The 22874-nt window shown below is 54.1% G+C and carries 25 protein-coding genes, 1 other RNA gene and 1 other annotated feature; of the genes, 12 read left to right on the forward strand and 14 right to left on the reverse strand.

Annotated elements, in window-relative coordinates:
- Positions 1 to 85 precede the first annotated feature (85 nt).
- From recR to apt, 4 genes are all read right to left on the reverse strand, one after another.
- The gene (gene recR, locus ACLRGG_RS16185; protein ID WP_416250741.1) at positions 86 to 691 is read right to left on the reverse strand and encodes a recombination mediator RecR; all 606 of its coding nucleotides are present in this window, start codon (positions 689 to 691) and stop codon (positions 86 to 88) included.
- Complete coding sequence (locus ACLRGG_RS16190; RefSeq protein WP_067705305.1) at positions 691 to 1020, reverse strand: YbaB/EbfC family nucleoid-associated protein; 330 nt, start codon at positions 1018 to 1020, stop codon at positions 691 to 693. Before ACLRGG_RS16190 ends, recR begins: the two co-directional genes overlap by 1 nt.
- 53 nt (positions 1021 to 1073) lie before the next feature.
- Positions 1074 to 3101, reverse strand: coding sequence for a DNA polymerase III subunit gamma/tau (dnaX, locus tag ACLRGG_RS16195; protein ID WP_416250918.1), 2028 nt, complete (start codon positions 3099 to 3101; stop codon positions 1074 to 1076).
- Positions 1671 to 1732, reverse strand: a sequence feature (DnaX frameshifting element). Its footprint overlaps the gene before it by 62 nt.
- An 82-nt stretch (positions 3102 to 3183) precedes the next feature.
- Positions 3184 to 3735 carry an adenine phosphoribosyltransferase gene (apt, locus tag ACLRGG_RS16200; RefSeq protein ID WP_416250742.1) on the reverse strand — a complete coding sequence of 184 codons (552 nt, stop codon included), beginning with the start codon at positions 3733 to 3735 and terminating at the stop codon, positions 3184 to 3186.
- Between the two features lie 331 nt (positions 3736 to 4066).
- Here apt and priC point away from each other — a divergent pair, with 331 nt between their 5' ends.
- The 3 genes from priC to rsmS are packed head-to-tail and all read left to right on the forward strand — an operon-like array spanning position 4067 to position 5079.
- Positions 4067 to 4597 carry a primosomal replication protein PriC gene (priC, locus tag ACLRGG_RS16205; RefSeq protein ID WP_416250743.1) on the forward strand — a complete coding sequence of 177 codons (531 nt, stop codon included), beginning with the start codon at positions 4067 to 4069 and terminating at the stop codon, positions 4595 to 4597.
- Between the two features lie 60 nt (positions 4598 to 4657).
- Positions 4658 to 4903, forward strand: a complete 246-nt coding sequence (locus tag ACLRGG_RS16210) for a GlsB/YeaQ/YmgE family stress response membrane protein (RefSeq protein ID WP_416250744.1) — start codon at positions 4658 to 4660, stop codon at positions 4901 to 4903.
- Positions 4904 to 4929: 26 nt separating this feature from the next.
- Positions 4930 to 5079 carry a pleiotropic regulatory protein RsmS gene (gene rsmS, locus ACLRGG_RS16215; RefSeq protein WP_416250745.1) on the forward strand — a complete coding sequence of 50 codons (150 nt, stop codon included), beginning with the start codon at positions 4930 to 4932 and terminating at the stop codon, positions 5077 to 5079.
- Here the strand turns inward: rsmS and acrR are convergent.
- Complete coding sequence (acrR, locus tag ACLRGG_RS16220) at positions 5076 to 5726, reverse strand: multidrug efflux transporter transcriptional repressor AcrR (protein ID WP_416250746.1); 651 nt, start codon at positions 5724 to 5726, stop codon at positions 5076 to 5078. The two genes, rsmS and acrR, sit on opposite strands and share 4 nt — an antisense overlap.
- A gap of 140 nt (positions 5727 to 5866) precedes the next feature.
- Between acrR and ACLRGG_RS16225 the strand changes: the two genes are divergently transcribed.
- From ACLRGG_RS16225 to ykgO, 4 genes are all read left to right on the forward strand, one after another.
- Complete coding sequence (locus ACLRGG_RS16225; RefSeq protein ID WP_416250747.1) at positions 5867 to 7048, forward strand: efflux RND transporter periplasmic adaptor subunit; 1182 nt, start codon at positions 5867 to 5869, stop codon at positions 7046 to 7048.
- Positions 7049 to 7065: 17 nt separating this feature from the next.
- Complete coding sequence (locus ACLRGG_RS16230; protein ID WP_416250748.1) at positions 7066 to 10218, forward strand: efflux RND transporter permease subunit; 3153 nt, start codon at positions 7066 to 7068, stop codon at positions 10216 to 10218.
- Positions 10219 to 10503: 285 nt separating this feature from the next.
- Positions 10504 to 10761, forward strand: a complete 258-nt coding sequence (locus tag ACLRGG_RS16235; RefSeq protein WP_416250749.1) for a type B 50S ribosomal protein L31 — start codon at positions 10504 to 10506, stop codon at positions 10759 to 10761.
- A gap of 9 nt (positions 10762 to 10770) precedes the next feature.
- Positions 10771 to 10911 carry a type B 50S ribosomal protein L36 gene (ykgO, locus tag ACLRGG_RS16240; protein ID WP_073980990.1) on the forward strand — a complete coding sequence of 47 codons (141 nt, stop codon included), beginning with the start codon at positions 10771 to 10773 and terminating at the stop codon, positions 10909 to 10911.
- Positions 10912 to 10993: 82 nt separating this feature from the next.
- Here ykgO and ACLRGG_RS16245 read toward each other — a convergent pair whose 3' ends face one another.
- The 3 genes from ACLRGG_RS16245 to ACLRGG_RS16255 are packed head-to-tail and all read right to left on the reverse strand — an operon-like array spanning position 10994 to position 13427.
- Positions 10994 to 11872, reverse strand: a complete 879-nt coding sequence (locus tag ACLRGG_RS16245; RefSeq protein ID WP_416250750.1) for a metal ABC transporter substrate-binding protein — start codon at positions 11870 to 11872, stop codon at positions 10994 to 10996.
- The gene (locus ACLRGG_RS16250) at positions 11869 to 12744 is read right to left on the reverse strand and encodes a metal ABC transporter permease (RefSeq protein ID WP_416250751.1); all 876 of its coding nucleotides are present in this window, start codon (positions 12742 to 12744) and stop codon (positions 11869 to 11871) included. Before ACLRGG_RS16250 ends, ACLRGG_RS16245 begins: the two co-directional genes overlap by 4 nt.
- Positions 12744 to 13427, reverse strand: coding sequence for a metal ABC transporter ATP-binding protein (locus ACLRGG_RS16255; protein WP_416250752.1), 684 nt, complete (start codon positions 13425 to 13427; stop codon positions 12744 to 12746). The genes ACLRGG_RS16250 and ACLRGG_RS16255 overlap by 1 nt, the downstream gene beginning before the upstream one ends.
- Positions 13428 to 13837: 410 nt before the next feature.
- Here ACLRGG_RS16255 and ACLRGG_RS16260 point away from each other — a divergent pair, with 410 nt between their 5' ends.
- The 3 genes from ACLRGG_RS16260 to hha all read left to right on the forward strand — a co-directional run bounded on the left by ACLRGG_RS16260 (position 13838) and on the right by hha (position 14968).
- A complete protein-coding gene (locus ACLRGG_RS16260) occupies positions 13838 to 14191 on the forward strand; it encodes a hypothetical protein (RefSeq protein WP_416250753.1) in 354 nt (117 codons plus the stop codon).
- A gap of 148 nt (positions 14192 to 14339) precedes the next feature.
- Complete coding sequence (tomB, locus tag ACLRGG_RS16265) at positions 14340 to 14720, forward strand: Hha toxicity modulator TomB (RefSeq protein WP_416250754.1); 381 nt, start codon at positions 14340 to 14342, stop codon at positions 14718 to 14720.
- Positions 14721 to 14749: 29 nt separating this feature from the next.
- A complete protein-coding gene (gene hha, locus ACLRGG_RS16270; protein WP_067705285.1) occupies positions 14750 to 14968 on the forward strand; it encodes a hemolysin expression-modulating protein Hha in 219 nt (72 codons plus the stop codon).
- Between the two features lie 63 nt (positions 14969 to 15031).
- On the opposite strand, the gene ffs is transcribed toward hha, so the two are convergent.
- Positions 15032 to 15128: signal recognition particle sRNA small type (ffs, locus tag ACLRGG_RS16275), an RNA gene on the reverse strand.
- Between the two features lie 155 nt (positions 15129 to 15283).
- Here ffs and ACLRGG_RS16280 point away from each other — a divergent pair.
- A complete protein-coding gene (locus ACLRGG_RS16280) occupies positions 15284 to 15595 on the forward strand; it encodes an MGMT family protein (protein ID WP_416250755.1) in 312 nt (103 codons plus the stop codon).
- 26 nt (positions 15596 to 15621) lie between these two features.
- On the opposite strand, the gene ACLRGG_RS16285 is transcribed toward ACLRGG_RS16280, so the two are convergent.
- A complete protein-coding gene (locus tag ACLRGG_RS16285) occupies positions 15622 to 16179 on the reverse strand; it encodes a YbaY family lipoprotein (RefSeq protein ID WP_416250756.1) in 558 nt (185 codons plus the stop codon).
- A gap of 211 nt (positions 16180 to 16390) precedes the next feature.
- Here ACLRGG_RS16285 and tesB point away from each other — a divergent pair, with 211 nt between their 5' ends.
- A complete protein-coding gene (tesB, locus tag ACLRGG_RS16290; protein ID WP_416250757.1) occupies positions 16391 to 17254 on the forward strand; it encodes an acyl-CoA thioesterase II in 864 nt (287 codons plus the stop codon).
- A gap of 74 nt (positions 17255 to 17328) precedes the next feature.
- On the opposite strand, the gene amtB is transcribed toward tesB, so the two are convergent.
- The 4 genes from amtB to ACLRGG_RS16310 form a co-directional block, all read right to left on the reverse strand.
- Complete coding sequence (gene amtB, locus ACLRGG_RS16295) at positions 17329 to 18618, reverse strand: ammonium transporter AmtB (protein ID WP_416250758.1); 1290 nt, start codon at positions 18616 to 18618, stop codon at positions 17329 to 17331.
- Between the two features lie 35 nt (positions 18619 to 18653).
- Positions 18654 to 18992 (reverse strand): P-II family nitrogen regulator, encoded by a 339-nt coding sequence (gene glnK / locus ACLRGG_RS16300; RefSeq protein WP_067705278.1) that lies wholly within the window; start codon positions 18990 to 18992, stop codon positions 18654 to 18656.
- A 348-nt stretch (positions 18993 to 19340) separates the two neighbouring features.
- Positions 19341 to 21110: a SmdB family multidrug efflux ABC transporter permease/ATP-binding protein gene (locus ACLRGG_RS16305; RefSeq protein ID WP_416250759.1), complete on the reverse strand. Its 1770-nt coding sequence runs from the start codon at positions 21108 to 21110 to the stop codon at positions 19341 to 19343.
- Positions 21103 to 22872: a SmdA family multidrug ABC transporter permease/ATP-binding protein gene (locus ACLRGG_RS16310; RefSeq protein WP_416250760.1), complete on the reverse strand. Its 1770-nt coding sequence runs from the start codon at positions 22870 to 22872 to the stop codon at positions 21103 to 21105. Before ACLRGG_RS16310 ends, ACLRGG_RS16305 begins: the two co-directional genes overlap by 8 nt.
- Between the last annotated feature and the right edge of the window lie 2 nt (positions 22873 to 22874).

Consider the following 22874-nt stretch of genomic DNA (forward strand, 5'->3'; position numbering starts at 1 on the left):
GATTCAGGTTGATCTATGTTGAGAAGTAAGGTGGGGGCAATGCTGGGGATTTCAAGACGGCACAAACGATCGTGCCGTTGAATGGTCAGAATCTAATCTTATGGCGTCCGGCAAGGGAGTGTGACAGCGTGGTGCCATCCACCATTTCCAGTTCGCCACCCACCGGCACACCGTGGGCGATACGGCTGGCGTCAACGCCATACTGTCCGCACAGTTCGGCGATATAGTTAGCGGTCGCCTCACCTTCTACCGTCGGATTGGTGGCCAGAATGACTTCCTGTATCGTCTCTTTTTCCAGCCGCTGTTCCAGCCGATCCAGCCCGATATCGTTCGGGCCAATGCCGTCCAGCGGAGAAAGATGGCCCATCAGCACAAAGTAGCGTCCGGCGAACTGCCCGGTTTGCTCAATGGCGTGAATGTCGGCCGGGCTTTCAACCACACAGATCAGGCCATTTTGCTGACGGCGGGTGTTTGCACAGATGGTACACACATCCTGCTCGGTAAAGGTCCGGCAGTCCGCGCAGTGCCCAATCTCGGACATGGCGCGTGTCAGGGCCTGGGCCAGGCGCATGCCGCCGCTACGGTCCCGCTGTAGCAGCTGAAACGCCATGCGTTGGGCCGACTTTGGCCCAACGCCCGGCAGGCAGCGCAGCGACTCCATCAGGCTTTCGAGGAGCGGGCTGGTCTGCATCAGAACGGCATCTTGAAGCCAGGTGGCAGCTGCATACCACTGGAAACGGCCGCCATTTTTTCCTTCTGCGCTTCGGCAACGCGGCGTGCCGCATCGTTAAAGGCGGCCGCGACCAGATCTTCCAGCATATCTTTGTCATCTTCCAGCAGGCTTGGATCAACCTCAACGCGACGACAGTTATGCGCCCCGTTGATGGTGACTTTCACCAGGCCAGCACCCGACTCACCGGTTACTTCCATGGCAGCAATCTCTTCCTGCACATGAGCCATTTTATCCTGCATTTGCTGGGCCTGTTTCATCAGGTTACCCAGTCCGGCTTTTCCAAACATAGTTTTCTCTCTCGGATCGGGCCGCAATCATGCCAGAGCAGTGATGCAGCGTTTCAAAGGGGGCGAATACTCTCTTCATCCACGTCGGCGTCAAAAAACTGACGCAGGGTCTGAATATGATTATCCGTGCTTATCGACTGACGCGCCTGCGCCAGCTTCTCTTCATAAATCGCCTGACGCCATTCCAGCGGCGTTAACACCGCAGGATTATCGTCTTCTACGAGTGTAAGTTCAACCGGCTGACCGGCAGCCTGACTTAACGCCTCACTCAGCACCTGCTGCGCTGAGGGCGAATTCAGATGGCGCTGGCTGGACCGCAGATGCAGGCAGATGCCGCTTTCGCTGACCTCTTTCCAGGCATTCAGCGCCAGCTGCTGCACCAGCTTCGGCAGGGTCAGGGTCGCCACCTCTGCCGCCCACGCATCGCGCAGCAGCGATTCAGCCGTCAGCCTGGCCATCAGTTCGGGCGTTTTCTCATGCTCCAGCGCCGTACGCAGCGCTTTTGGCGTGGCGACCGGGACGGGTTTGGCCTCGTCAGGTTTTTGCGTCTTCCAGCGATAGGCCTCTTTTTTTACCGGGGCGGACGGCGCTGCGGCGGCTGACCGCTTCTGACTCCGCTCGGTAACGGAAGCCAGTCGCTCCAGCGCTGAAGCTGCCGGCCGCGCACGTTGCGCCGCCGGCTCACTCTTTTTTAGTTTGGTCACTCCCTGCTGACGCATCAGCTGAGTGCGCGCCTGTAGCAGCTGACTGGTGCTTTCAGGCAGCGAGGCGGAAGGGGCATCCTGCTGCATCGGCGCGGGTGGGCTACCCGGCGCGGATGCCGCGTCCTGCGCCTCATTTTGCTGCGGCGTTGGCGACCCGCTGGCGGCTTTACCCGGCTGCACCGTATGCGGTGGTGCAATACCACCAGGCGCCCGTACCGGATCGGGCTGGACAGCCGCAGGCTGGGCCTGTGGCGTCATTACCGGGCGCGCGACCGGCTCGGCAATGACCTCCCGGGGGTGGAATGCCAGCGCTCTGAGCAGCGCCATCTCAACGCCCATCCGACGATCCGGCGCCAGCGGCAGCTCTTTGCGCCCAACCAGCAGCGTCTGGTAATAAAGCTGAACCTCCGCCGGGGGGATAACGCGTGCCAGCTCTCTCAAACGCTGTTCGACAGCGGCAAAATCGTCGCCCAGCGCCGAGGGCAGAAGCTGAATCATCGCAATGCGATGCAGCAGCGTCAGCATTTCCACCAGTAGCGCTTCCCACTCCACGCCACGCGATGCCGCCTGGTTGAGCAGCGACATCATCTGCTCACCCTGCGCATCCACCAGGGCTTCAATCAGCGCCAGCGGCTGCTCATCGTCCAGCGTACCCAACATGGCGCTGACGGTGGCGGTCGTCACCTGTCCCTGGCCCATAGCGATGGCCTGGTCGGTCAGACTCAGGGCATCACGCATGCTGCCGTCAGCCGCGCGGGCAATAAGCTGGAGCGAACGCGCTTCCGCGTCAATCTGCTCCTCATGCAGCACATGCGCTAACTGCCCACGGATCTGCTCCACATCCAGCGCTTTCAGATGGAACTGAAGGCAGCGGGAGAGAATGGTCACCGGCAGCTTTTGCGGATCGGTGGTCGCCAGCAAAAATTTCACGTGGCCCGGCGGCTCTTCCAGCGTCTTCAACAGCGCGTTAAAGCTGTGCCGGGAGAGCATGTGGACTTCGTCAATCAGATAGACTTTGAAACGACCGCGCGCCGGTGCGTACTGCACGTTGTCCAGCAGATCGCGCGTATCCTCGACTTTGGTACGCGAGGCGGCATCAATTTCGATCAGATCGACAAAGCGGCCCTGCTCGATTTCACGGCAGTTATCGCACTGCCCACAAGGCGTGGCAGTGATGCCGGTTTCGCAGTTAAGCCCCTTGGCGAGCAAACGGGCGATGGTGGTCTTTCCGACCCCGCGGGTGCCGGAAAAAAGATAAGCGTGGTGGATGCGGCCGAGCGACAGGCCATTCGCCAGCGCTGTCAGGACATGCTCCTGACCGACAACATCAGTAAACGCTTGTGGACGCCACTTGCGGGCCAGTACCTGATAGCTCATTAATTCGCAGAATGTGTTGGATGGACCGGAGGGTAATGCTATCACAGCCCCACCCTGACGGCGAGGCTGAACGCAGAAGGGATCAGTGTCCCGGGAACGTCACGAGGCTAAAAGATTCGATGCCCTGCGCTTTCAGGCGCTCTTCACCGCTCAGGTCAAACAGGTTGATCACAAATGCGGCCTGATTAACCGTGCCGCCCGCACGGCGGATCAGCTTAACCGTCGCCTCAATGGTGCCGCCGGTTGCCAGCAGATCGTCCACCACCAGCACGGTATCGCCGGGCTGAATCGCATCGCAGTGCAGTTCCAGCCGATCGCTGCCGTATTCCAGCTCGTAGGTTTCTGAAAAGGTTTTCCGTGGCAGCTTGCCGGGTTTACGCACCGGAACAAAGCCAACGCCCAGCCCTAAGGCCACCGGCGCGCCGAACAGGAAACCCCGGGCTTCCGTACCCACGACTTTGGTAATACCCGCTTCACGATAGCGTTCAACGAACAGTTCAATACTGAGTGCGAACGCTTTAGGATCTTCCAGCAGGCTGGTTACGTCACGAAACAGGATGCCCGGCTTAGGGTAATCCGGGATGCTTTTGATACTGTTTTTAAGAAATTCAAGCTGCTGCGCAGTCGCGGTCATAGTGTTATGCCTGGTAAATACAAATCTGACTCGCGCAGCTTCGGCTGCTCTTGCGAAGACCTTCGCAGAGCAAAACGTTAACGTCAGGGGGAAGCCGCGCACGAAAACGACCAAATCTATGCAAACTCCCGGACAAATGCAACCATGGTAAGAAAAATCACGGCATTTGTTGCGCGGACTCAACCGCCGCTGCGCGTCGCAGCAGGGAGAAAGCGATGCCATCCTGCGAAGTACCAGCCCTGGACGACAATGTTCGGTAGAATAGGAGGCTGAAGCAGGAAGCCCTTTAAATGAGGGTATCATAACGATGCGCTCACCGGAGAGAATCAAGATGAAAAGTGCCCTTCTGCTGCAACAGCTGGAAGAAAAACTCGACCTTCTGGCCCGGGCCGTGGCACCCCATGCGAATAAACGCACCCCAGGCGCCCGTTTTGACCATCAGCTTTTCTATTGCCACACCACCCGGCTGGGTGATTATCTGCTGGAAGTCCAACAGAACCTCGCCCACCTCAGGCAGAGCGTTGATGACCAGCGCACCGACAGCGTTGCCTGGATGGCCGAGCGGATTGTACTGCAAATGGGCGCGCTCCAGCGTGAGCTGGCTACCCAGCGCCTGCGCAAGGGGGAAGCGCAAAAGGAACCCGTCAGCGTAAACCTTTATGAAAAGCTGGCGGAGCACCAGGACTATGAGCGCCGCCTGCGCGCCATGGTAGCGGATCGCGAAAGCCAGCTTGCAACGCGTGAAACCCTGGCCCAGCAGCAGATCCTGCAGCGCGAGATCGCCGCGCTGGAAGGCAGATTGCAGCGCTGCCTGCAGGCACTGAAGCGGATCGAGCGGGCGATTGAGTATCGGGAACGCTAAGCGGCTACCGGTTCGTCTGTGTCGTATATACTGTGTTAAATGCCTGACTGGAGGGTAATAATGGGGTTTCTCTGCTGGTGTATTATCGGACTGCTGACCGGCCTTGCCTCACGCGTCATTTTGCATGGCCGCCCCGGAGGCCTGGTCCCCACCCTGGTGCTTGCCATCGTTGGCGCGCTGATTGGCGGCTATATTAGCGCTTTCTTAAACGATGCGACGCTGGCGGAGCTCTCGCCTGAGGGTCTGCTTGCGGCGCTGGCTGGCGCACTTGTCATGCTGCAGGTAGTGAGAAAGCTGCGTATATAACGCGAAGAGAGATTAAGGAGATAACGATGTCGCTGGAAACCGCTCCCGAAGAGGTCAGACTGGCCGTGGATTTAATTATGCTGCTGGAAGAGAACAATATTGCGCCGCAGACGGTGCTGGCCGCGCTGGCTATTGTCCAGCAGGATTTTGAAAAAAAGCTGGCCCCAGGGGACTAAACGGGTTGCATCTGCGCCACACGAAGCGTCTGGCCGTGCTGCATCATATCAATCAGGACGTCGATCAGCTGTGGCGCATCGGCCGCCATATCAAAGCTGTCAGGCATAAACAGCCAGTTCTCCATGATCCCCGTCATATACCCGCGCAGCACAATCGCGGTGCGGCGGGTATCCAGATTCTCCGGCAGCTGCCCCGCGGTCATACACTCCCGCAGGACGTCTTCGATTTTATCGTAGCATTCCAGAAACAGCGTCTGTTGCATAAATTGCAAAGTCGCCATTTCGCCGACAAATTCGCACTTGTGGAAAATTATTTCCATAAGCGAACGTCTACGCCTGTCCCGGGCTGTGGCTTCAAGGACATACGTTAGCATCGCTTTCATAACGGATAGTGGATCAGAAGGGTATTTTAACTGATACTCATGTTCTAAGTCTTTCAGGCCTGATTCGGACTGAGCCCAAATCTCATTCAGCAAATCGCTTTTGTTTTTGAAATGCCAGTAAATTGCACCACGCGTCACCCCCGCTGTATTCGCAATATCAGCCAGTGACGTTTTCGCCACACCATGCTCGGAAAATCTTTCTATAGCTGCATCAAGGATGTGATTTCGCGTTTCTAACGCCTGCTGTTTGGTTTTTCGTGCCATAGGGAGTTTTTTACAAAAAGGTGGACTTACATACATTTGCGAATGTATGTACCATAGCACGACCATAATTTAAACGCAGCAATGGGTTTATGGGTTTGTGATCCATTGAACAATCGATATCGGACACTCGAGGTTTATTTATGAACAAAAACAGAGGGTTAACGCCTCTGGCGGCCGTTCTGATGCTTTCAGGCAGCTTAGTGCTAACAGGATGTGATAATAAAGAGCAGCAGACTGGACAACAAAAACCACCTGAAGTCGGTGTGGTGACGCTGAAAAGTTCCCCGCTCACCATTACTACCGACCTTCCCGGTCGTACCTCGTCGTTCCGTGTTGCTGAAGTTCGCCCACAGGTTTCAGGCATCATTTTGAAGCGCAACTTTGCTGAAGGTACGGATATCAAGGCGGGAGAATCTCTCTACCAGATTGATCCTGCGCCTTATAAAGCCGCATGGGATAGTGCGAAAGGCGATCTGGCTCAGGCTCAGGCCAATGCGAATATTGCCGCAGTGACGGTGAAACGCTATAAGCCTTTGCTTGGCACCAAATACATCAGCCAGCAGGATTACGATCAGGCCATGGCCACCCAGGGTCAAACATCGGCAGCCGTTCAGGCGGCACAGGCGAATGTCGAAACCGCGCGGATTAACCTGGCGTATACGCGTGTTACCTCTCCTATCAGCGGGCGCATTGGTAAATCTTCCGTAACGGAAGGTGCGCTGGTGCAGAGTGGACAAACGACCGCGCTGGCAACGGTGCAGCAGCTCGATCCCATCTATGTCGATGTCACCCAGTCCAGTGAAGACTTTATGCGCCTGCGTAATGAGCTGAGATCGGGCACATTGAAGCAGGTAGACGGTAAGGCTAAAGTCAAACTGTTAACGCAGGATGGTAAAGAGTATCCACAGAGCGGAACATTAGAATTTTCTGAGGTTACCGTGGATGAAAGCACCGGTTCCATTACGCTGCGCGCGGTTTTCCCGAATCCTGATGAGACCCTACTGCCGGGTATGTTCGTTCGCGCGCGTCTGGAAGAAGGCACCAATCCTGATGCACTGTTAGTGCCGCAGCAGGCCGTAACCCGTACGCCGACTGGTGAAGCCTCTGCACTGGTCGTCGGGGCAGATAATAAAGTCGAATCCCGTACGATCACAGCCGATCAGGCGATCGGTGATAAGTGGCTGGTGACTGCCGGACTGAAACCTGGCGATAAAGTCATTACGACTGGCGTTCAGCGTGCGAAACCTGGCGCTCAGGTTACGCCTCAGGAAGTCAGTACAGATGATGCCGAGAAGGCGAAGTCTGAACAACCTAAGTCTTAAACAGGAGCCGCTGATACATGGCTAAGTTCTTTATCGATCGCCCCATTTTTGCGTGGGTCATCGCCATCATTATTATGTTGGCGGGTGTGCTGTCGATTCTAAAACTGCCGATTGAGCAATATCCCAATGTTGCGCCGCCGTCAGTTCAGATTCGAGCGACTTATCCGGGTGCGGATGCTAAAACGCTACAGGACTCAGTTACCCAGGTAATTGAACAAAATATGAACGGCATTGATGGCCTGATGTATATGTCATCAAACAGCGATTCATCCGGTACGTTGCAGCTTACGCTGACTTTCCAGTCAGGTACCGATCCCGATATCGCACAGGTTCAGGTGCAGAACAAACTGCAGCTGGCCACGCCTCTGCTCCCGCAGGAAGTACAGCAGCAGGGGATTCAGGTTCAAAAATCCTCCAGCAGCTTCCTGATGGTTGCCGGCTTCGTGAGCCAGGACGGCAGTATGACGCAGAACGATATTTCGGACTACGTTGCCTCCAACATCAAAGACCCCATCAGTCGTACGCTGGGCGTGGGTGACACCCAGATATTCGGTGCGCAGTATGCAATGCGTATCTGGATGGATCCGCACAAGCTGAACAACTATCAGCTGACGCCGGTGGACGTGATTAGCGCCATTACCGCGCAAAACGCCCAGGTGGCAGCCGGCCAGTTAGGCGGTTCACCACCGGTTCCGGGCCAGCAGCTTAACGCCTCAATCATCGCGCAAACGCGTCTGACCTCAACCGATGAATTCGGCAAAATTCTGCTGAAGGTAAATACGGATGGATCGCGCGTTCTGCTCAGGGACGTGGCGAAAATTGAGCTGGGGGGTGAAAACTACGAGATCATCGCACGCTATAACGGTAAACCGGCTTCCGGTATCGGTATCAAGCTGGCGACTGGCGCTAACGCGCTGGATACCGCCGCCGCGGTAAAAGCAGAGCTGGGCAAACTGGAGCCTTTCTTCCCGGCTGGGATGAAGGTGGTTTACCCTTACGATACAACGCCGTTTGTTAAAATTTCCATCAATGAAGTGGTGAAAACCCTGATTGAGGCGATTGTGCTGGTGTTTATCGTTATGTATCTGTTCCTGCAAAATTTCCGCGCAACGCTGATCCCGACGATCGCGGTGCCGGTCGTTCTGCTGGGAACCTTCGCTATCATCAATGCTTTTGGCTATTCCATAAACACGCTAACGATGTTTGGGATGGTGCTGGCGATAGGCCTGCTGGTCGATGATGCCATCGTGGTGGTAGAGAACGTCGAACGCGTTATGGCCGAAGAGGGTCTGCCGCCGAAGGAGGCGACCCGTAAGTCGATGGAGCAGATCCAGGGCGCGCTGGTGGGTATCGCCATGGTTCTGTCGGCGGTATTTATTCCGATGGCGTTCTTTGGCGGTTCTACCGGCGTTATCTATCGTCAGTTCTCTATCACCATCGTATCGGCAATGGTGCTGTCAGTTATTGTTGCACTGGTACTGACGCCAGCACTCTGCGCCACCATGCTTAAACCGATCAAAAAGGGCGATCACGGTATCACGACCGGCTTCTTTGGTTGGTTTAACCGCATGTTTGAAAAGAGCACCGATCACTATACCAACAGCGTGGGCCATATCATTCGCAGCACGGGCCGCTATCTGCTGATTTATCTGGCGATTGTGGCTCTGATGGCGGTGATCTTCGTGAAACTACCGACCTCCTTCCTGCCGGAAGAGGATCAGGGTCTGCTGCTGGCGCAGGCACAGCTACCTGCTGGCGCAACCCAGGAACGTACGCAAAAAGTGCTCGATCAGGTGACCGACTACTTCCTGACCAAAGAGAAGGCTAACGTTAATTCGGTCTTTACCGTTAACGGCTTCGGCTTTGCCGGTCGCGGACAGAATACCGGTATTGCCTTCGTCAGTCTCAAACCCTGGGACGATCGTAGCGGTGCGGCAAACAAAGTTGATGGTATCGCGGGCCGTGCGATGCAGGCCTTCGGCGCTATCAAAGATGCCATGGTCATTCCGTTCAACCTGCCGGCGATTATCGAACTGGGTAACGCAACAGGCTTTGACTTTGAGCTTATCGATCAGGCTAACCTTGGACACGATGCACTGACCAAGGCCCGTAATGAGCTGTTAGGCATGGTTGCCCAGCATCCGGATACGCTGGTGGGCGTTCGTCCAAACGGTCTGGAAGATACACCCCAGTACAAGCTGATGATCGATCAGGAGAAAGCCGAAGCCCTTGGCGTCTCTATTTCTGATATCAACACCACCATCGGTGCCTCCTGGGGCGGTTCCTACGTCAATGACTTTATTGACCGTGGCCGCGTGAAGAAAGTGTATGTGATGGGCCAGGCCGATTCACGTATGCTTCCGGATGATATCAATAAGTGGTACGTCCGCGGCTCTAACGGCCAGATGGTGCCGTTCTCAGCCTTCGCCAGCGCAAAATGGCAGTATGGTTCACCGCGTCTGGAACGTTATAACGGGCTGCCGTCAATGGAGATCCTCGGCCAGGCAGCAGAAGGTAAAAGTTCAGGTGAAGCGATGAACCTGATGGAACAGCTGGCCTCGAAGCTGCCGCAGGGCATTGGCTTTGACTGGACCGGTATGTCCTATCAGGAACGCCTATCTGGTAACCAGGCACCCGCACTCTACGCTATCTCGCTGATTGTGGTATTCCTCTGTCTGGCAGCGCTGTATGAGAGCTGGTCTATTCCGTTCTCCGTGATGCTGGTGGTGCCGTTAGGTGTTATCGGGGCGCTGCTTTTCACCGCGCTGCGCGGACTCAGTAACGACGTTTACTTCGTGGTCGGACTCTTGACAACCATTGGTCTGTCAGCGAAGAACGCCATACTGATCGTTGAGTTTGCTAAGGACCTGATGGAAAAAGAGGGCAAAGGGCTGGTGGAATCAACGCTTGAGGCGGTACGTATGCGTCTTCGTCCGATTCTGATGACCTCTCTGGCCTTTATTCTCGGCGTACTGCCGCTGGCTATCAGTACCGGTGCAGGCTCCGGTGCGCAGAATGCGGTAGGGACTGGCGTGATGGGCGGAATGGTGACCGCAACTATTCTCGCGATATTCTTTGTTCCGGTATTCTTTGTGGTGGTCCGCCGCCGTTTCGGTAAAAACAAAGAAGAGCTTGAGCACGGTCATCCAGACGACCAGCATCAGCACTAATCCTTCCTGAACGAAATATATAAGAGGCCGCTCGCGGCCTCTTTTTTTTTTGCAATGACTTCCCCACTACTTCTACTGCCTGCCACTTTCTCCTGCTATCTTCCCCTCGTCATCCCCCGCCGAATTTCTCCCCTGGGGCGTCCTCGCCGTATCCTCTTTGTTACAGCGCTCTGAGTGCTGACGTCCCTTCTCCCGTTCGTTTGCTCTTCCGGCTGCTCTTGCAATTACGATAAAGCGCGGGCATAATTAATGCTATGTTATAACATAACACTTAAGGTGCGCACTATGAAATCGAACATTCATCCGGCCTATCGTACTGTCGCGTTCCATGACACCAGCGCCGATGCCTGGTTTATGGTCGGCTCAACAATTAAAACTGACCGTACCGTTGAGCTTGATGGCAAAACCTGGCCTTTTGTCCCGCTGGACACCTCTTCAGCTTCTCATCCGCACTATACCGGCAAGCAGAAAGATTTTGCCAAAGAGGGCAGCGCGCATCGGTTTAATGAGCGTTTTGGCCGTTTCTTCTCTAAAACCAGGTAAGGTTGCATCATGCAGGTTCTGAGTTCACTGGCTTCAGCTAAAAAACGCCACAAGGATTGCCGCGTGGTACGTCGTAAGGGACGGATTTACGTGATCTGTAAAAGTAATCCTCGCTTTAAAGCAGTACAGGGAAGAAAAAAGAAACGCTAAATTTTGCTTCAAAAAAGGGCCATTAATTGATGGCCCTTTTTTTTTACGCTGACGCTTGCTCCGCTCAGCGCCCTTCTCTTCGTTATTTCATGCTGGCGACCATAGCCTTAACATTATGCGTAAATGCCGCGGTATAGCTTGCTGCAGCTCCCTCTTTGCGGGTTAGCGCTTCCGGGTAGAGTTCCCCGCCAGGCTGGGCATTCGAGGAGGCAGCGATCTGCTTCACCAGGCGAGGATCCGTTTGGTTTTCGATAAAATACGTATGGATATGCTCGCTTTTAAGCTGGGTAATGAGTGCGGCGACATCAGATGCGCTGGCTTCGGACTCGGTGGAGAAACCGACAGATGACATAAAGATCACACCATAGCGCTGGCCGAAATAACCAAAGGCATCGTGACTGGTAAGGACCTTGCGTTTTTCCAGCGGAATGGCCGCAAAACTGGATTGCGCCCAGCGATCCAGCTTCTTAAGCTGCGCAATATAGGCCGAGCCCTGCTGACGGAAATAATCTGCATCATCAGGGTCGGCCTTAATCAGCGCATTCATGACGTTAGTGGCATAAATCATACCATTCATCATGCTGTTCCATGCATGGGGATCGGTTATCGCTTTCCCGTCCTCCTCCATTGAACGCGTTGCGATCCCCGCAGAGCTGACTATCACCTCGCCTTTATAGCCTGATGCCTTAATAAGGCGCTCCATCCACCCTTCCAGGCCCAGGCCGCTGACGAACACAACATCGGCTTTCGCCAGCGCCAGGCTGTCCTGGGGCGTGGGTTCAAAACTATGCGGATCACCATCTGGTCCCACCAGACTTTTAACGTTGACGTGAGAGCCTCCAACCTGCTTAACGATATCAGCCAGTACCGAAAAACTGGCCACCGTGTTGACGGTTTTCGCCATAGCCACGGGCGCGGCCAGTAATGATGCCAGCGCCAGCGCGACGGGTAACTCTTTCATGCTTTCTCCTTACCACCAGAAAAACGACCGCGCGAACGGAAGAGGCCGCCGCAGGGTCCGAAAAGAATTGAGATAAAAAACAACACGGCAGCGCTGAGCACAACCGCCGGCCCGGCTGGCAGAGAGAGGTAAAATGACCCCATCAGGCCGCTAAAACTTGCCACAACGGCCAAAACCATCGCAGCAGCAAGGGTGCCCGGTAGCCTTATGCTCCAGAAACGGGCGGCGGCGGCAGGCAGCATCATTAGCCCCACGCACATCAGCGTGCCCAGCACCTGAAATCCCGCGACCAGATTGATAACGACCAGTATCAGAAAAATGCCGTGTACCAGCGGAGCGGTCCAGCGGTTCTGAGCACGCAAAAAAGTGGGATCAAAGGCGTCAATGACCAGCGGGCGGTAAATTACTGCGAGTATCAGCAATGACCCGGCGGCGATACCGCTCACCAATATAATGGAGGGATTATCTACGGCCAGCAGGGAGCCAAAGAGGACATGCAGCAGATCCACGCTGGATCCGCGCAGCGAAACGAGGGTGACGCCCAGCGCCAGCGAACCAAGGTAAAATCCGGCAAAGCTGGCATCTTCGCGCAGCGGCGTGCAGCGGCTTACCGCCCCTGACAGCAGCGCAACGGATAAACCGGCAATGACCCCGCCGGTTCCCATTGCGACCAGAGACAACCCGGAAATCAGATAGCCCGCTGCTGCACCGGGTAACACAGCGTGGGAAAGAGCGTCGCCAACCAGGCTCATCCGGCGTAACAGAAGAAATATACCCAGCGGCGTCGCACTGAGCGAGAGCGCGATGCAGGCCACCAGCGCACGACGCATAAAACCAAATTCAATAAAGGGATGCATTACGGACAGGATCATTACGCCCCCAAAGAACGCAGTGAATGCTGCCGGGACAGCACGCTATCGGAAACGGACCACTCGGCACGATGCGCCTGCAGGCGTAAACGCTGCGGGAAATAGTTCTCGACCGTTGCCATATCGTGGAGAACGACAACCAGCGTACAACCCACATCATGGCGCTCTTTGAGCAGGGTGAGTAGCAGTTGGGTGGTCTGGCTATCCACACCGGCAAAGGGTTCGTCCAGCAGCAGAAGGCTGGCCTCCTGCACTAATAAACGCGCAAAAAGCACGCGTTGCAGCTGCCCACCCGAGAGCGTTCCTGGCCGGGCAGAAGCAAAGTCGAGCATGTCGACCTTATCCAGCGCCGACATAACGCTTCGCCGCATGGCCTTATCAATGCCGCCAAACCAGCCGCTTTTTTTCCAGCACCCCATCGCCACCATATCGAACAGGCTTAGGGGAAAGGTACGGTCAATTTCAGACTGCTGCGGGAGCCAGGCGATATTAACGGATGATCGAGGCAGAATGAGAGCCCCACTGACAGGGCGCAATAAACCGGCCAGGGTTTTCAACAAGGTTGATTTTCCGGATCCGTTAGCCCCTACCAGTGCGGTCATTGAGCCTGTCAACAAAGTGCCGTCCAGTGCCGGAGTGACGGCCCTGCCCTGATAGCCTACGGTGAGCTGATTGAAAGTAATCATCAGGCCAACGCCCACCAGGTAAGCAGCAGCAGCGCTAATCCCGGCCCCGCGGCAAATAGAAGGCGCTGCCAGGCCGGGCGGCAAAACAACGACGCGTGTTGTGGCGCGGTAAAGTGTTTGCTCATTATCATGCCTATTGATATGTTATAACATAACAATGTACCGGAGTTTTTATTTTAGAAGATAGCAGCAAAGTGTATCTAATTATTTCCAAAACAGGACAACGCCTTAGGCGCTTATATAAAAAAAACTCAACTTCCGACTTTTATCTATCGCAGTAAATGGTTTTATCTACTAAGATAAATAATAACCAAATCATCAAGATACTTAACAGCACTGTTTAGGGGCTTGATTAATCGCCTCTTACGACTAATTATCTCTATAAGCATTAATTAACTCATGGGGGAAAAGTGCGCAAATCCATCTCATGTAATTTAGATAAAACTGTGGGTAACACGGCGGCTCTGGCTGAGATTATTCAGCGGATTATTCCCAAAATAGCGGATGAACTTACAGGATCACTGATTTGGTATTCACAAAATGCCCAATATGTTCCCGAGAGTATCAAAATTATTTCTATAGAATATTTAGGTGAATCACGTTATAAAATGGCCTATAGTTTCCGTTGGACCCTGTTCAACGCCTGCCTCGATATTGATGCTGAGGAAACCCTAAGCGAAACGGTCAATTTTCAACACACAGGCGATGCACTCATTTTTGATTTTATTGATACTGAGCCAGCAACTGCCGCAGATGAATTGTGATTTACACGGCTGGCATTAAAGATACCTATTATCCACGTTATATTTCAACGAGGGTTAATAACGAGATAACCCTTATCACTTCCTGGCACACCAATCGTTGAAAAGCCCGTACATGCGGCATCTTTCACTAGCTATGGAGGGGAAAAAGATGGACGAATACTCACCAAAAAGGCATGATATCGCTCAGCTTAAATTCTTGTGTGAAAACTTGTATGATGAAAGCATGGCTACATTAGGTGATAGCCATCATGGATGGATTAATGATCCTACTTCGGCAATCAATTTGCAGCTTAACGATCTGATCGAGCATATTGCCGGATTTACCATGAATTACAAAATTAAACATATTGAAGATGATGAACTCATTAGTCAGATAGATGAATACCTGGATGATACGTTCATGCTCTTTAGTAATTATGGCATCAACGTCCAGGATTTACAGCGCTGGCAAAAAACATCAAAGCGCTTGTTTAATATTTTCATAGAGGAATGTGCTCAGGTCATCTCACAGGCAAGCCATTCATTTTAGCAACCCTTTCTTTTTTCGATGGTTTAACAATGACAGACAAACTTCTGACCAAAACTGATTATTTGATGCGCCTCAGGCGCTGTCGGTCAATCGACACCCTGGAGCGTGTAATAGAAAAGAATAAATACGAATTATCCGAAAATGAGCTGGCCGTATTTTATTCCGCTGCCGATCATCGCCTTGCCGAACTGACAATGAATAAACTCTACGATAAAGTCCCGGTCGCAGTATGGAAATTCGTTCGTTAAATCAAAATTATACGATTATAAGTAAGCAGTTTAAGTAAGGCTGGAGGGGGAATTGGGTGGGGGCCCTGCCAGCTACATCCCGGCACACGCGTCACCTGCTGCGGCTGCTTCCTTCCGGATCTGACCGAGTTCACAAGTTAGCATTGCGGGAGAACCAACCGGGCCCCCATTGACAAGCTCCATGTTATGGAGCGAGGGCATTATCAATGAACCCCTCCCCAATTGCAACCTATCCCGCGGTGACCGTTGTTTTCTTGTTCGATCCCTTCATTTTTTGCCCAGTTTTTATTACAGTCCCGCTGAGAGGGCAAAAATATGCATGACCACGATTCATTCCAACAACGCATTTGGCAGATTGTTGCTGCAATCCCGACGGGTAAAGTCGCAACCTATGGTGATATCGCCCGCATGGCCGGTTCTCCGCGCGCTGCGCGTCAGGTGGGCGGCGTACTTAAACGCCTGCCGGAAGGCAGCACCCTGCCCTGGTTTCGCGTTATTAATAGCACGGGCGCGATTTCACTTACCGGTGATGATCTTGCCCGCCAGCGTGAAGCACTGCTACGAGACGGAATAGAAGTTAGTCAGGAAGGGAAAGTTTCGCTGCGGCGTTATCGCTGGACAGAATAACCCGCCCCGGAAGAGGCGGGAAAGCGTTACAGCGAGGTAGGCGCGGGAACGGAAGCAGAAGGGCTGACCTGGGTTGGTGAGGTCGACGGCAACGTTGTTGCGGCACCGCTCTGTGTTGGCAGAGCCATCGACGGAACCGGAACCAGGACCAGATCCTGTTTGTGACCACCGGTGTTAACCGCCTGCTTGACGCTATCAGTAATAAACACCATTTTGCCATCAACGGTAATGGCGGCGCTTAACAGGATACGTGCGTCAGGCTTAATATCAGACGGGTTGAAAGGCAGGATGAATTTGAACGGAGCCTGTTTTCCATCCGTGCGAACGACGCGCTGAGAAATAACCTTTGAAGGAGCATCCGCTACTGTCGCATCCGAGAGCGTTACCGTTAAAACGGCATCCGGCGGCAATGCAATGCGTTGGCGGATGTAGATGCTGCCGCTGACGTTGGGCTGGCGAAGCGTAGCCTGCTGACCTGCTACCTGTGATGCCAGCGTCGCAGTAGGTACATCGTGACCTTTTTGAGCGCATCCGGATAATGCGACAGCCAGTGCGGCGCCCGTTAATATTGGTAAAACTTTCATTGACTTATTCTCCTTATGATCAATGTTAATAGCGTGATCTCGGTGAGTCACGGGGAATAGTGGAACACTAACCCGTTGAGTTTATTCTGGCACAAGTTACTGATTTTTTCCTGTTACCGCCGTTTAACCGCTTTTTATGTTGATTGTTAACCTGCGTGCTGCGCTGATGACGCCGGATGAAAAACGAAAAAAACACCACAAAGAGGCCACAATGAGCCAGGCATTACAAAATTTATTAAATCTGCTTAATCTCGAAAAGCTCGAAGAAGGACTGTTTCGGGGACAGAGCGAAGATTTGGGGCTTCGTCAGGTATTTGGCGGACAGGTTGTGGGTCAGGCTCTCTGTGCCGCCAAGCAGACGGTTCCCGTCGAACGCGTTATCCACTCCTTCCACAGCTATTTTCTCAGACCGGGCGACAGCCAGAAAGCCATCGTCTATGAGGTCGAAACGCTGCGTGATGGGCAGAGTTTTAGCGCCCGCCGCGTCAGCGCCGTGCAAAACGGCCAGCCTATATTTTTTATGACCGCCTCTTTCCAGGCGCCTGAAACCGGATTTGAGCACCAGAAGACTATGCCTGATGTTCCGGGCCCGGAAAATTTAGTCAGTGAGAGTGAAATTGCAGTCCAGCTCGCACCTTATATTCCCGAAAAGGTGAGAGCGAAGTTTCTGGCGGAAAAACCCTTTGAATTCCGTCCGGTCAGCTTTCATAACCCTCTTAAGGGTCATGTAGAGGCCCCCCAGCGCTACGTCTGGATAAAAGCCAACGGCAGCGTACCGGAAGAGAAGCGCATCCATCAGTATCTGTTAGGGTACGCGTCCGACTTCAACTTTTTGCCGGTTGCTCTTCAGCCCCATGGGAAAGGTTTTCTTGAGCCGGGCATGCAGGTTGCCACCATCGACCATTCCATGTGGTTTCACCGCCCGTTCGATTTAAATCAGTGGCTGTTGTACAGCGTTGAAAGTACCTCGGCATCCGGAGCTCGGGGCTTTGTTCGCGGAGAGTTTTATAACCTTGACGGCTCGCTGGTAGCCTCGACCGTTCAGGAAGGGGTCATGCGACTTCGCCAGGAGTGAGTCTGATTTATTACCAAAAAAAAATGGCTCCCACTTTTGGGAGCCATTAGCCGTTGTTTTCTCGCGCTTTACGCTTACTGGTTGTAGGCGTTTTCACCATGGCTGTTAACGTCCAGCCCCTCACGCTCCTGATCTTCAGGTACGCGCAGCCCAACCGTCATATCCGCAACTTTGAAGGCGATAAAGGCGACTACGCCGGTCCAGACGATGGTCACGCCAACGCTGAATAGCTGTACGCCAATCTGATGCCCCATGGTCACGCCCTGGGCGTAACCCACCCCACCCAGTGAGGAGGAGGCAAATACGCCGGTCAGGATACAGCCCAGAATCCCGCAAACGCCATGGACGCCGAACACATCACAGGGATCATCGACGCGCAGCCATTTCTTCAGGATCGTTACGCCCCAAAGACCTGCCAGACCGCCCGCGATACCAATAATCAGAGCACCGCCGACGCCGACGTAACCACAGGCAGGCGTAATCGCGACCAGACCACCAATGGCACCGGAACAGACACCCAGTAAAGAAGGTTTGCCGCGAAGAGCCCACTCACCGAACGTCCAGCTAAGCATCGCACCCGCTGTCGCCATCACGGTGTTCAGGAATGCCAGACCTGCAATCTCGTTTGCCGCGCTGGCCGAGCCCGCATTAAAGCCGAACCAGCCCACATAAAGGATTGCCGTACCGGTGAAAACCATGGGCAGATTATGCGGTTTGAACGCCTCTTTCCCAAAACCCGCGCGTTTGCCCACCAGGTATGCACCGACCAGCCCCGCCACTGCGGCGTTAATATGCACTACGGTACCTCCCGCAAAGTCCAGTGCGCCATCCTGCGCCAGCAGACCACCGGACCAGACCATATGGGCGATAGGTAAATAAGATAAGGTCAGCCAGATAGCGACAAAAATCAGTACGGCCGAGAAGCGGATACGTTCTGCAATTGAACCGACTATGAGTCCTACGGTAATACAGGCGAACGAGGCCTGGAAAGAGACGTGGATATACTGATAGAAAGTACCCACCAGCGACGTCAGCTGAATATTTTTCAGCATCGCCATGCTGAAGCCGCCGAAAAAAGCGTTACCGTCACTAAACGCGAGCGAGTAGCCATAAATCATCCACAGTACGCAGACCATGGCGAAGGTGACAGAAACCTGTGTCAGCATGGAGAGCACATTTTTGGCGCGGATCAAACCACCGTAAAACAGCGCAATGCCGGGTAAGGTCATAAAAAGCACCAGCGCGGTGCAAATCATCATAAAGGCGTTGTCAGCTTTATCTGCGACCGGTGGCGCTGCTGCCATCGCCAGCGACGGTAACATTGCCAGGCCTGCGAGGCCCAATGTAGCAATTTTTTTATTCATTTTATCCCATCCCATCACAATTCTTAGCCCCGGGGTTACAGTGCCGCTTCGTCTGTTTCACCGGTACGGATTCGAATCACACGCTCCAGCTCAGCAACAAAAATTTTGCCGTCACCAATTTTGCCGGTGTAGGCGGCTTTACCAATGACATCAACCACTTCGTCAAGCTGATCGTCTGCAATCGCAATATCGATTTTTACTTTTGGCAGGAAATTTACGCTGTATTCAGCACCGCGATAGAGTTCTGCATGACCCTTCTGGCGACCAAACCCTTTTACTTCGGTTACGGTAAGCCCCTGAATACCAATAGAGGAGAGTGCTTCTCGCACATCTTCCAGTTTAAACGGTTTGATTACCACGGTAACCAGCTTCATACGATCCCCTCCAGGTATTGAAAATGGCTGATTCGCCCGACACCGGCTAATTAAAGCAAAGCCTGTGCCATAAATCTGAAAGTGGTGTTTTCAGACGCTGAATCAGGTTGAGATGGAGATTGTCTGCTTATCGGAATAACGGGATTTTTATACCTGCCTGTAGCGGGCAAAAAAAACGCACCGTTAAGGTGCGTGACGCTTCAGGTGAGTGCAGCCGGGGAGGATTTGCGGAATCCGACGCCAGAAAAGAGTGCAGCGAAGCGGTGAAGTGCTTCGCTGTCAGAATTTAGCACTTACCACTTACCACTTACCACTTGCCACTTAGCACTTACCACTCAGCACTATTATTCAACTGGTCAGGACATTACCGGCATCAAGGTCCTGCCCTACCTGCTGTAGCTGGTACATTTGCCAGTAGCGCCCTTTCTTCTCCTGGAGCTGTCGGTGAGTACCCTGTTCCACAATGCGACCACGGTGTAACACCAGGATTTCGTCCGCCTCGGTGATGGTGGATAACCGATGGGCAATGACCACCAGCGTGGTTTGCTGTCGCACGATCTCCAGCGCTTTCTGAACCGCCTGCTCCGTGCCTGAGTCGATATTAGCCGTGGCTTCATCGAGGATGAGAATCTGCGGAGAGGCCACCAGAACGCGCGCCATGGCCAGCAGCTGTTTCTGTCCAACCGATAAATTATTACCCTGCTCGCCAAGGCGGGTATAAATGCCATCTGAAAGGCTATGGGCGAGTTCAGCAAGCTGTACCGTTTCCAGCGCCTGCCAGACCTGCTCTTCGCTAATCTCACGCCCCAGCGTAACGTTGGCAAAAAAAGTATCAGCCAGCACTACCGGGTCCTGTTGAACCATTGCCACGCCCAGCCGCAGTGCACTGTGGCTTAAGGAATCCAGCGGTCGCCCATCAAGGCGAATCTCTCCCTGCTTCAGCGGGTAATACCCCATCATCAGGTTAACCAGCGTGCTTTTGCCGCTGCCGGTATGCCCCACCAGGGCAATAAAACGCCGGGAAGGAACCGTGATATTGATGTCGCTAAGCACGGGCCGATGGCTATTGTAAGCAAATGTCAGATCGGTAATCTCAATACTGCCCGCTATCAGCGGTCTTGCATCTGCGCCATAATGCTGGCGGGGCGCATCCATCAGTTCAAAAATGCGTTCGCCAGCCACAATGGCCTGTTGCAGCATCGACTGCTGGGTCGTCAGCTCTATCAGCGGTTCGTTAAGCCGTCCGAGATAATTGATAAAGGCATAAAGCACACCGACCTGAACGGAACCTACCGATGAAAAGCCAAACAGCATCATCAGGCCGCAAAGAATTATCGCGGAAAAGAGGCTTAGCAGCGGACGCAGCAGAAAACCGTCCAGCCTCAGCGTTTCCATACGGGCAAGGTAGTGCGATCGGCTGGCTTCCCCCATCCTCTCACCAAAGCGGGCCTGTTGACGGAACTGCTGGATAACGCTCATGCCGCCGATCACTTCGTTGAAGCCGTTATTGATATCGGCCAGGTAGCTTCGCACCCGCCGTACAATTGGCGTACTGTAGCGTTGATAGACAAGCATCACCGTCAGCACCGCTGGAAAGATGATGACGGCCACCAGCGCCATTCGCCAGTCCAGACTGAACATCGCCACCAGCATAGCTCCGATTAATGCCGCGCTGCGCAGGACGGTGGCAACCACCGTGACATAGAGATCCCTCACCACTTCGGTATCGTTTGTGACCCGGGAAATAATCTGCCCAACAGGCTGCGTATCAAAAGCAGTTAACGGCTGACGCAGGGCGGCATCCATTACGTCAGTACGCAGCTGCTGCACAACGCCTACCGCCGCCTGATTGAATAGCAGCGCCTGCCAGTAATGCAGCGCGGCAGCGAGTGCCTGTAATAACAGGAAGCTGACCGCCAGGCCGGTGACAATCCCCAGTGGCATGTTGCGCTTTGCCAGCAGATTATCAATAAAATAGCTCACCAGTATGGGTCCAATAACTTCGGCCCCTGCGGCTATCCATAACAGAAGCACCGCCAGCCCCAGTGATTTTCGCCACGGTGAACCATAAGCCAAAAGACGCTTCAGAGTCGGCCAGAGCTGTGCAAGATTATTCATTGCCTGTTTCCTTCCCGATTTCGTCTTCGTCAAGCGCCGCTTCAAGCTGCTGATAGCGGTACATCTCCTGATACCATCCCGGCATCGCTGCCAGCGACTCATGCTGTCCACGCTGGGCAACCGTCCCCTTCTGCATGACCAGTATTTCATTTGCCTCGCTGAGTGCAGACAGGCGATGGGCGGCAATGATAATGGTTCTCCCCTCACCCCAGCGCCGCAGGTTTTGCAATATCTGATGTTCGGTGCGGCCATCCACTGCGCTAAGCGCATCGTCCAGAATCAGGATTTCAGCATTCAGCAGCAGCGCACGGGCAATTGATATACGCTGCTTCTGACCACCGGAAAGCATAACGCCACGCTCACCGACCTCCGTGGAATAGCCCTGGGGCAGGCGAAGAATATCATCATGAACCCAGGCCAGCTTCGCCGCCTGCTCAATGTCGTGCTGACTGGCGCCGGGCCTGCCGAGCGCGATATTGTTGGCGACCGAATCAGAGAAGAGAAACGGCGTCTGGCTGACTACGGCCAGTCTGCTGCGCCAGCTATCCAGGCGTAGCTGCGTCAGTGGAATGCCATGAAAGCGAATATCCCCCTGCGCAATATCGAAATGTCGCTGAATAATACTGAGTAACGTGCTTTTTCCGGCGCCGGTGGGGCCACACAGCCCCAGCATCTGGCCCGGTCTCAGGCTGACGTTAATATGTTTAAGAGAGGGACGATTTGCGCCGGGGTAGCTAAACTCCCGCACGGAGATCTGCAACTGACCACGATCCGTCGGGGGAACTTTCGTACCATCCTCAACGCCCGGCATCTCCGCCAGCAGGGAGCGTATTCGGCTCCACGCTGCGCTTCCACGCTCGACGATATTGAACATCCACGCCAGGGCGAGCATTGGCCAAATCATCAGGCCAAGATACATCACAAAGCTGGTCAGCTGCCCCAGCGTCAGCTGTCCGTGCCAGACAAGCCAGCTGCCCCCGACGAACGTCAACAGATTCGACATGCCAATGGCAATATAGATGGTGGGATCAAAGCGGGCATCCACACGGGCGACGCGCAGATTTTTTTGCCCGGTATCGCGGGCGGCCGCGGCAAACTGCCCGGACTGATTATCTTCCAGTCCGAACGCCTTAATCATACGAATACTGGTCAGGCTCTGCTGCGTCTGATCGTTAAGGGAAGAGAATGCCGCCTGCGCCGCCTTGAACCGCTGATGCAGCTGGTCCCCATAACGCTTAATCACTACCGCCATCACTGGCATGGGCAGCAGCGCCAGCAGCGTAAGCTGCCAGCTAATCTGGGTACTCATGACAATCAGCACCGCCATGCCCATTACCAGCGAATCAACCAGCGTCAGCACGCCTTCGCCCGCCGCGAAAACCACCCGGTCAACGTCGTTAGTGGCACGGGCAATCAGATCGCCGGTGCGGTGTCGCAGATAGAATTCTGGTGGTTGACGGCTGAGCTGGCGGTAAAAATCCTGCCGCAGCTCAACCGCAAGCTGATAGGACGCGCCAAACAGCAGTACGCGCCAGACATAGCGGAGAAGATACACCACGACGGCGGTCAGCAGCATCACGCCAACCCACATGACAACGCCAGAAGCATGCATCCGCTGCGCTGTGGCACCATCAACAATGATGCCAACAATTTTAGGCGGCAACAGTTGCAGCAGAGCAATGATGATTAGCAGGAACACCGCGCCCAAATAGCGCCGCCATTCACGAATAAAATACCAGCTTAGTTGCTTAAACAATCGCACAA

Origin of the sequence: Erwinia sp. PPS120, assembly GCF_047918655.1 — a bacterium.
GTDB classification, from domain to species: Bacteria; Pseudomonadota; Gammaproteobacteria; order Enterobacterales; family Enterobacteriaceae; genus Erwinia; species Erwinia tasmaniensis_A.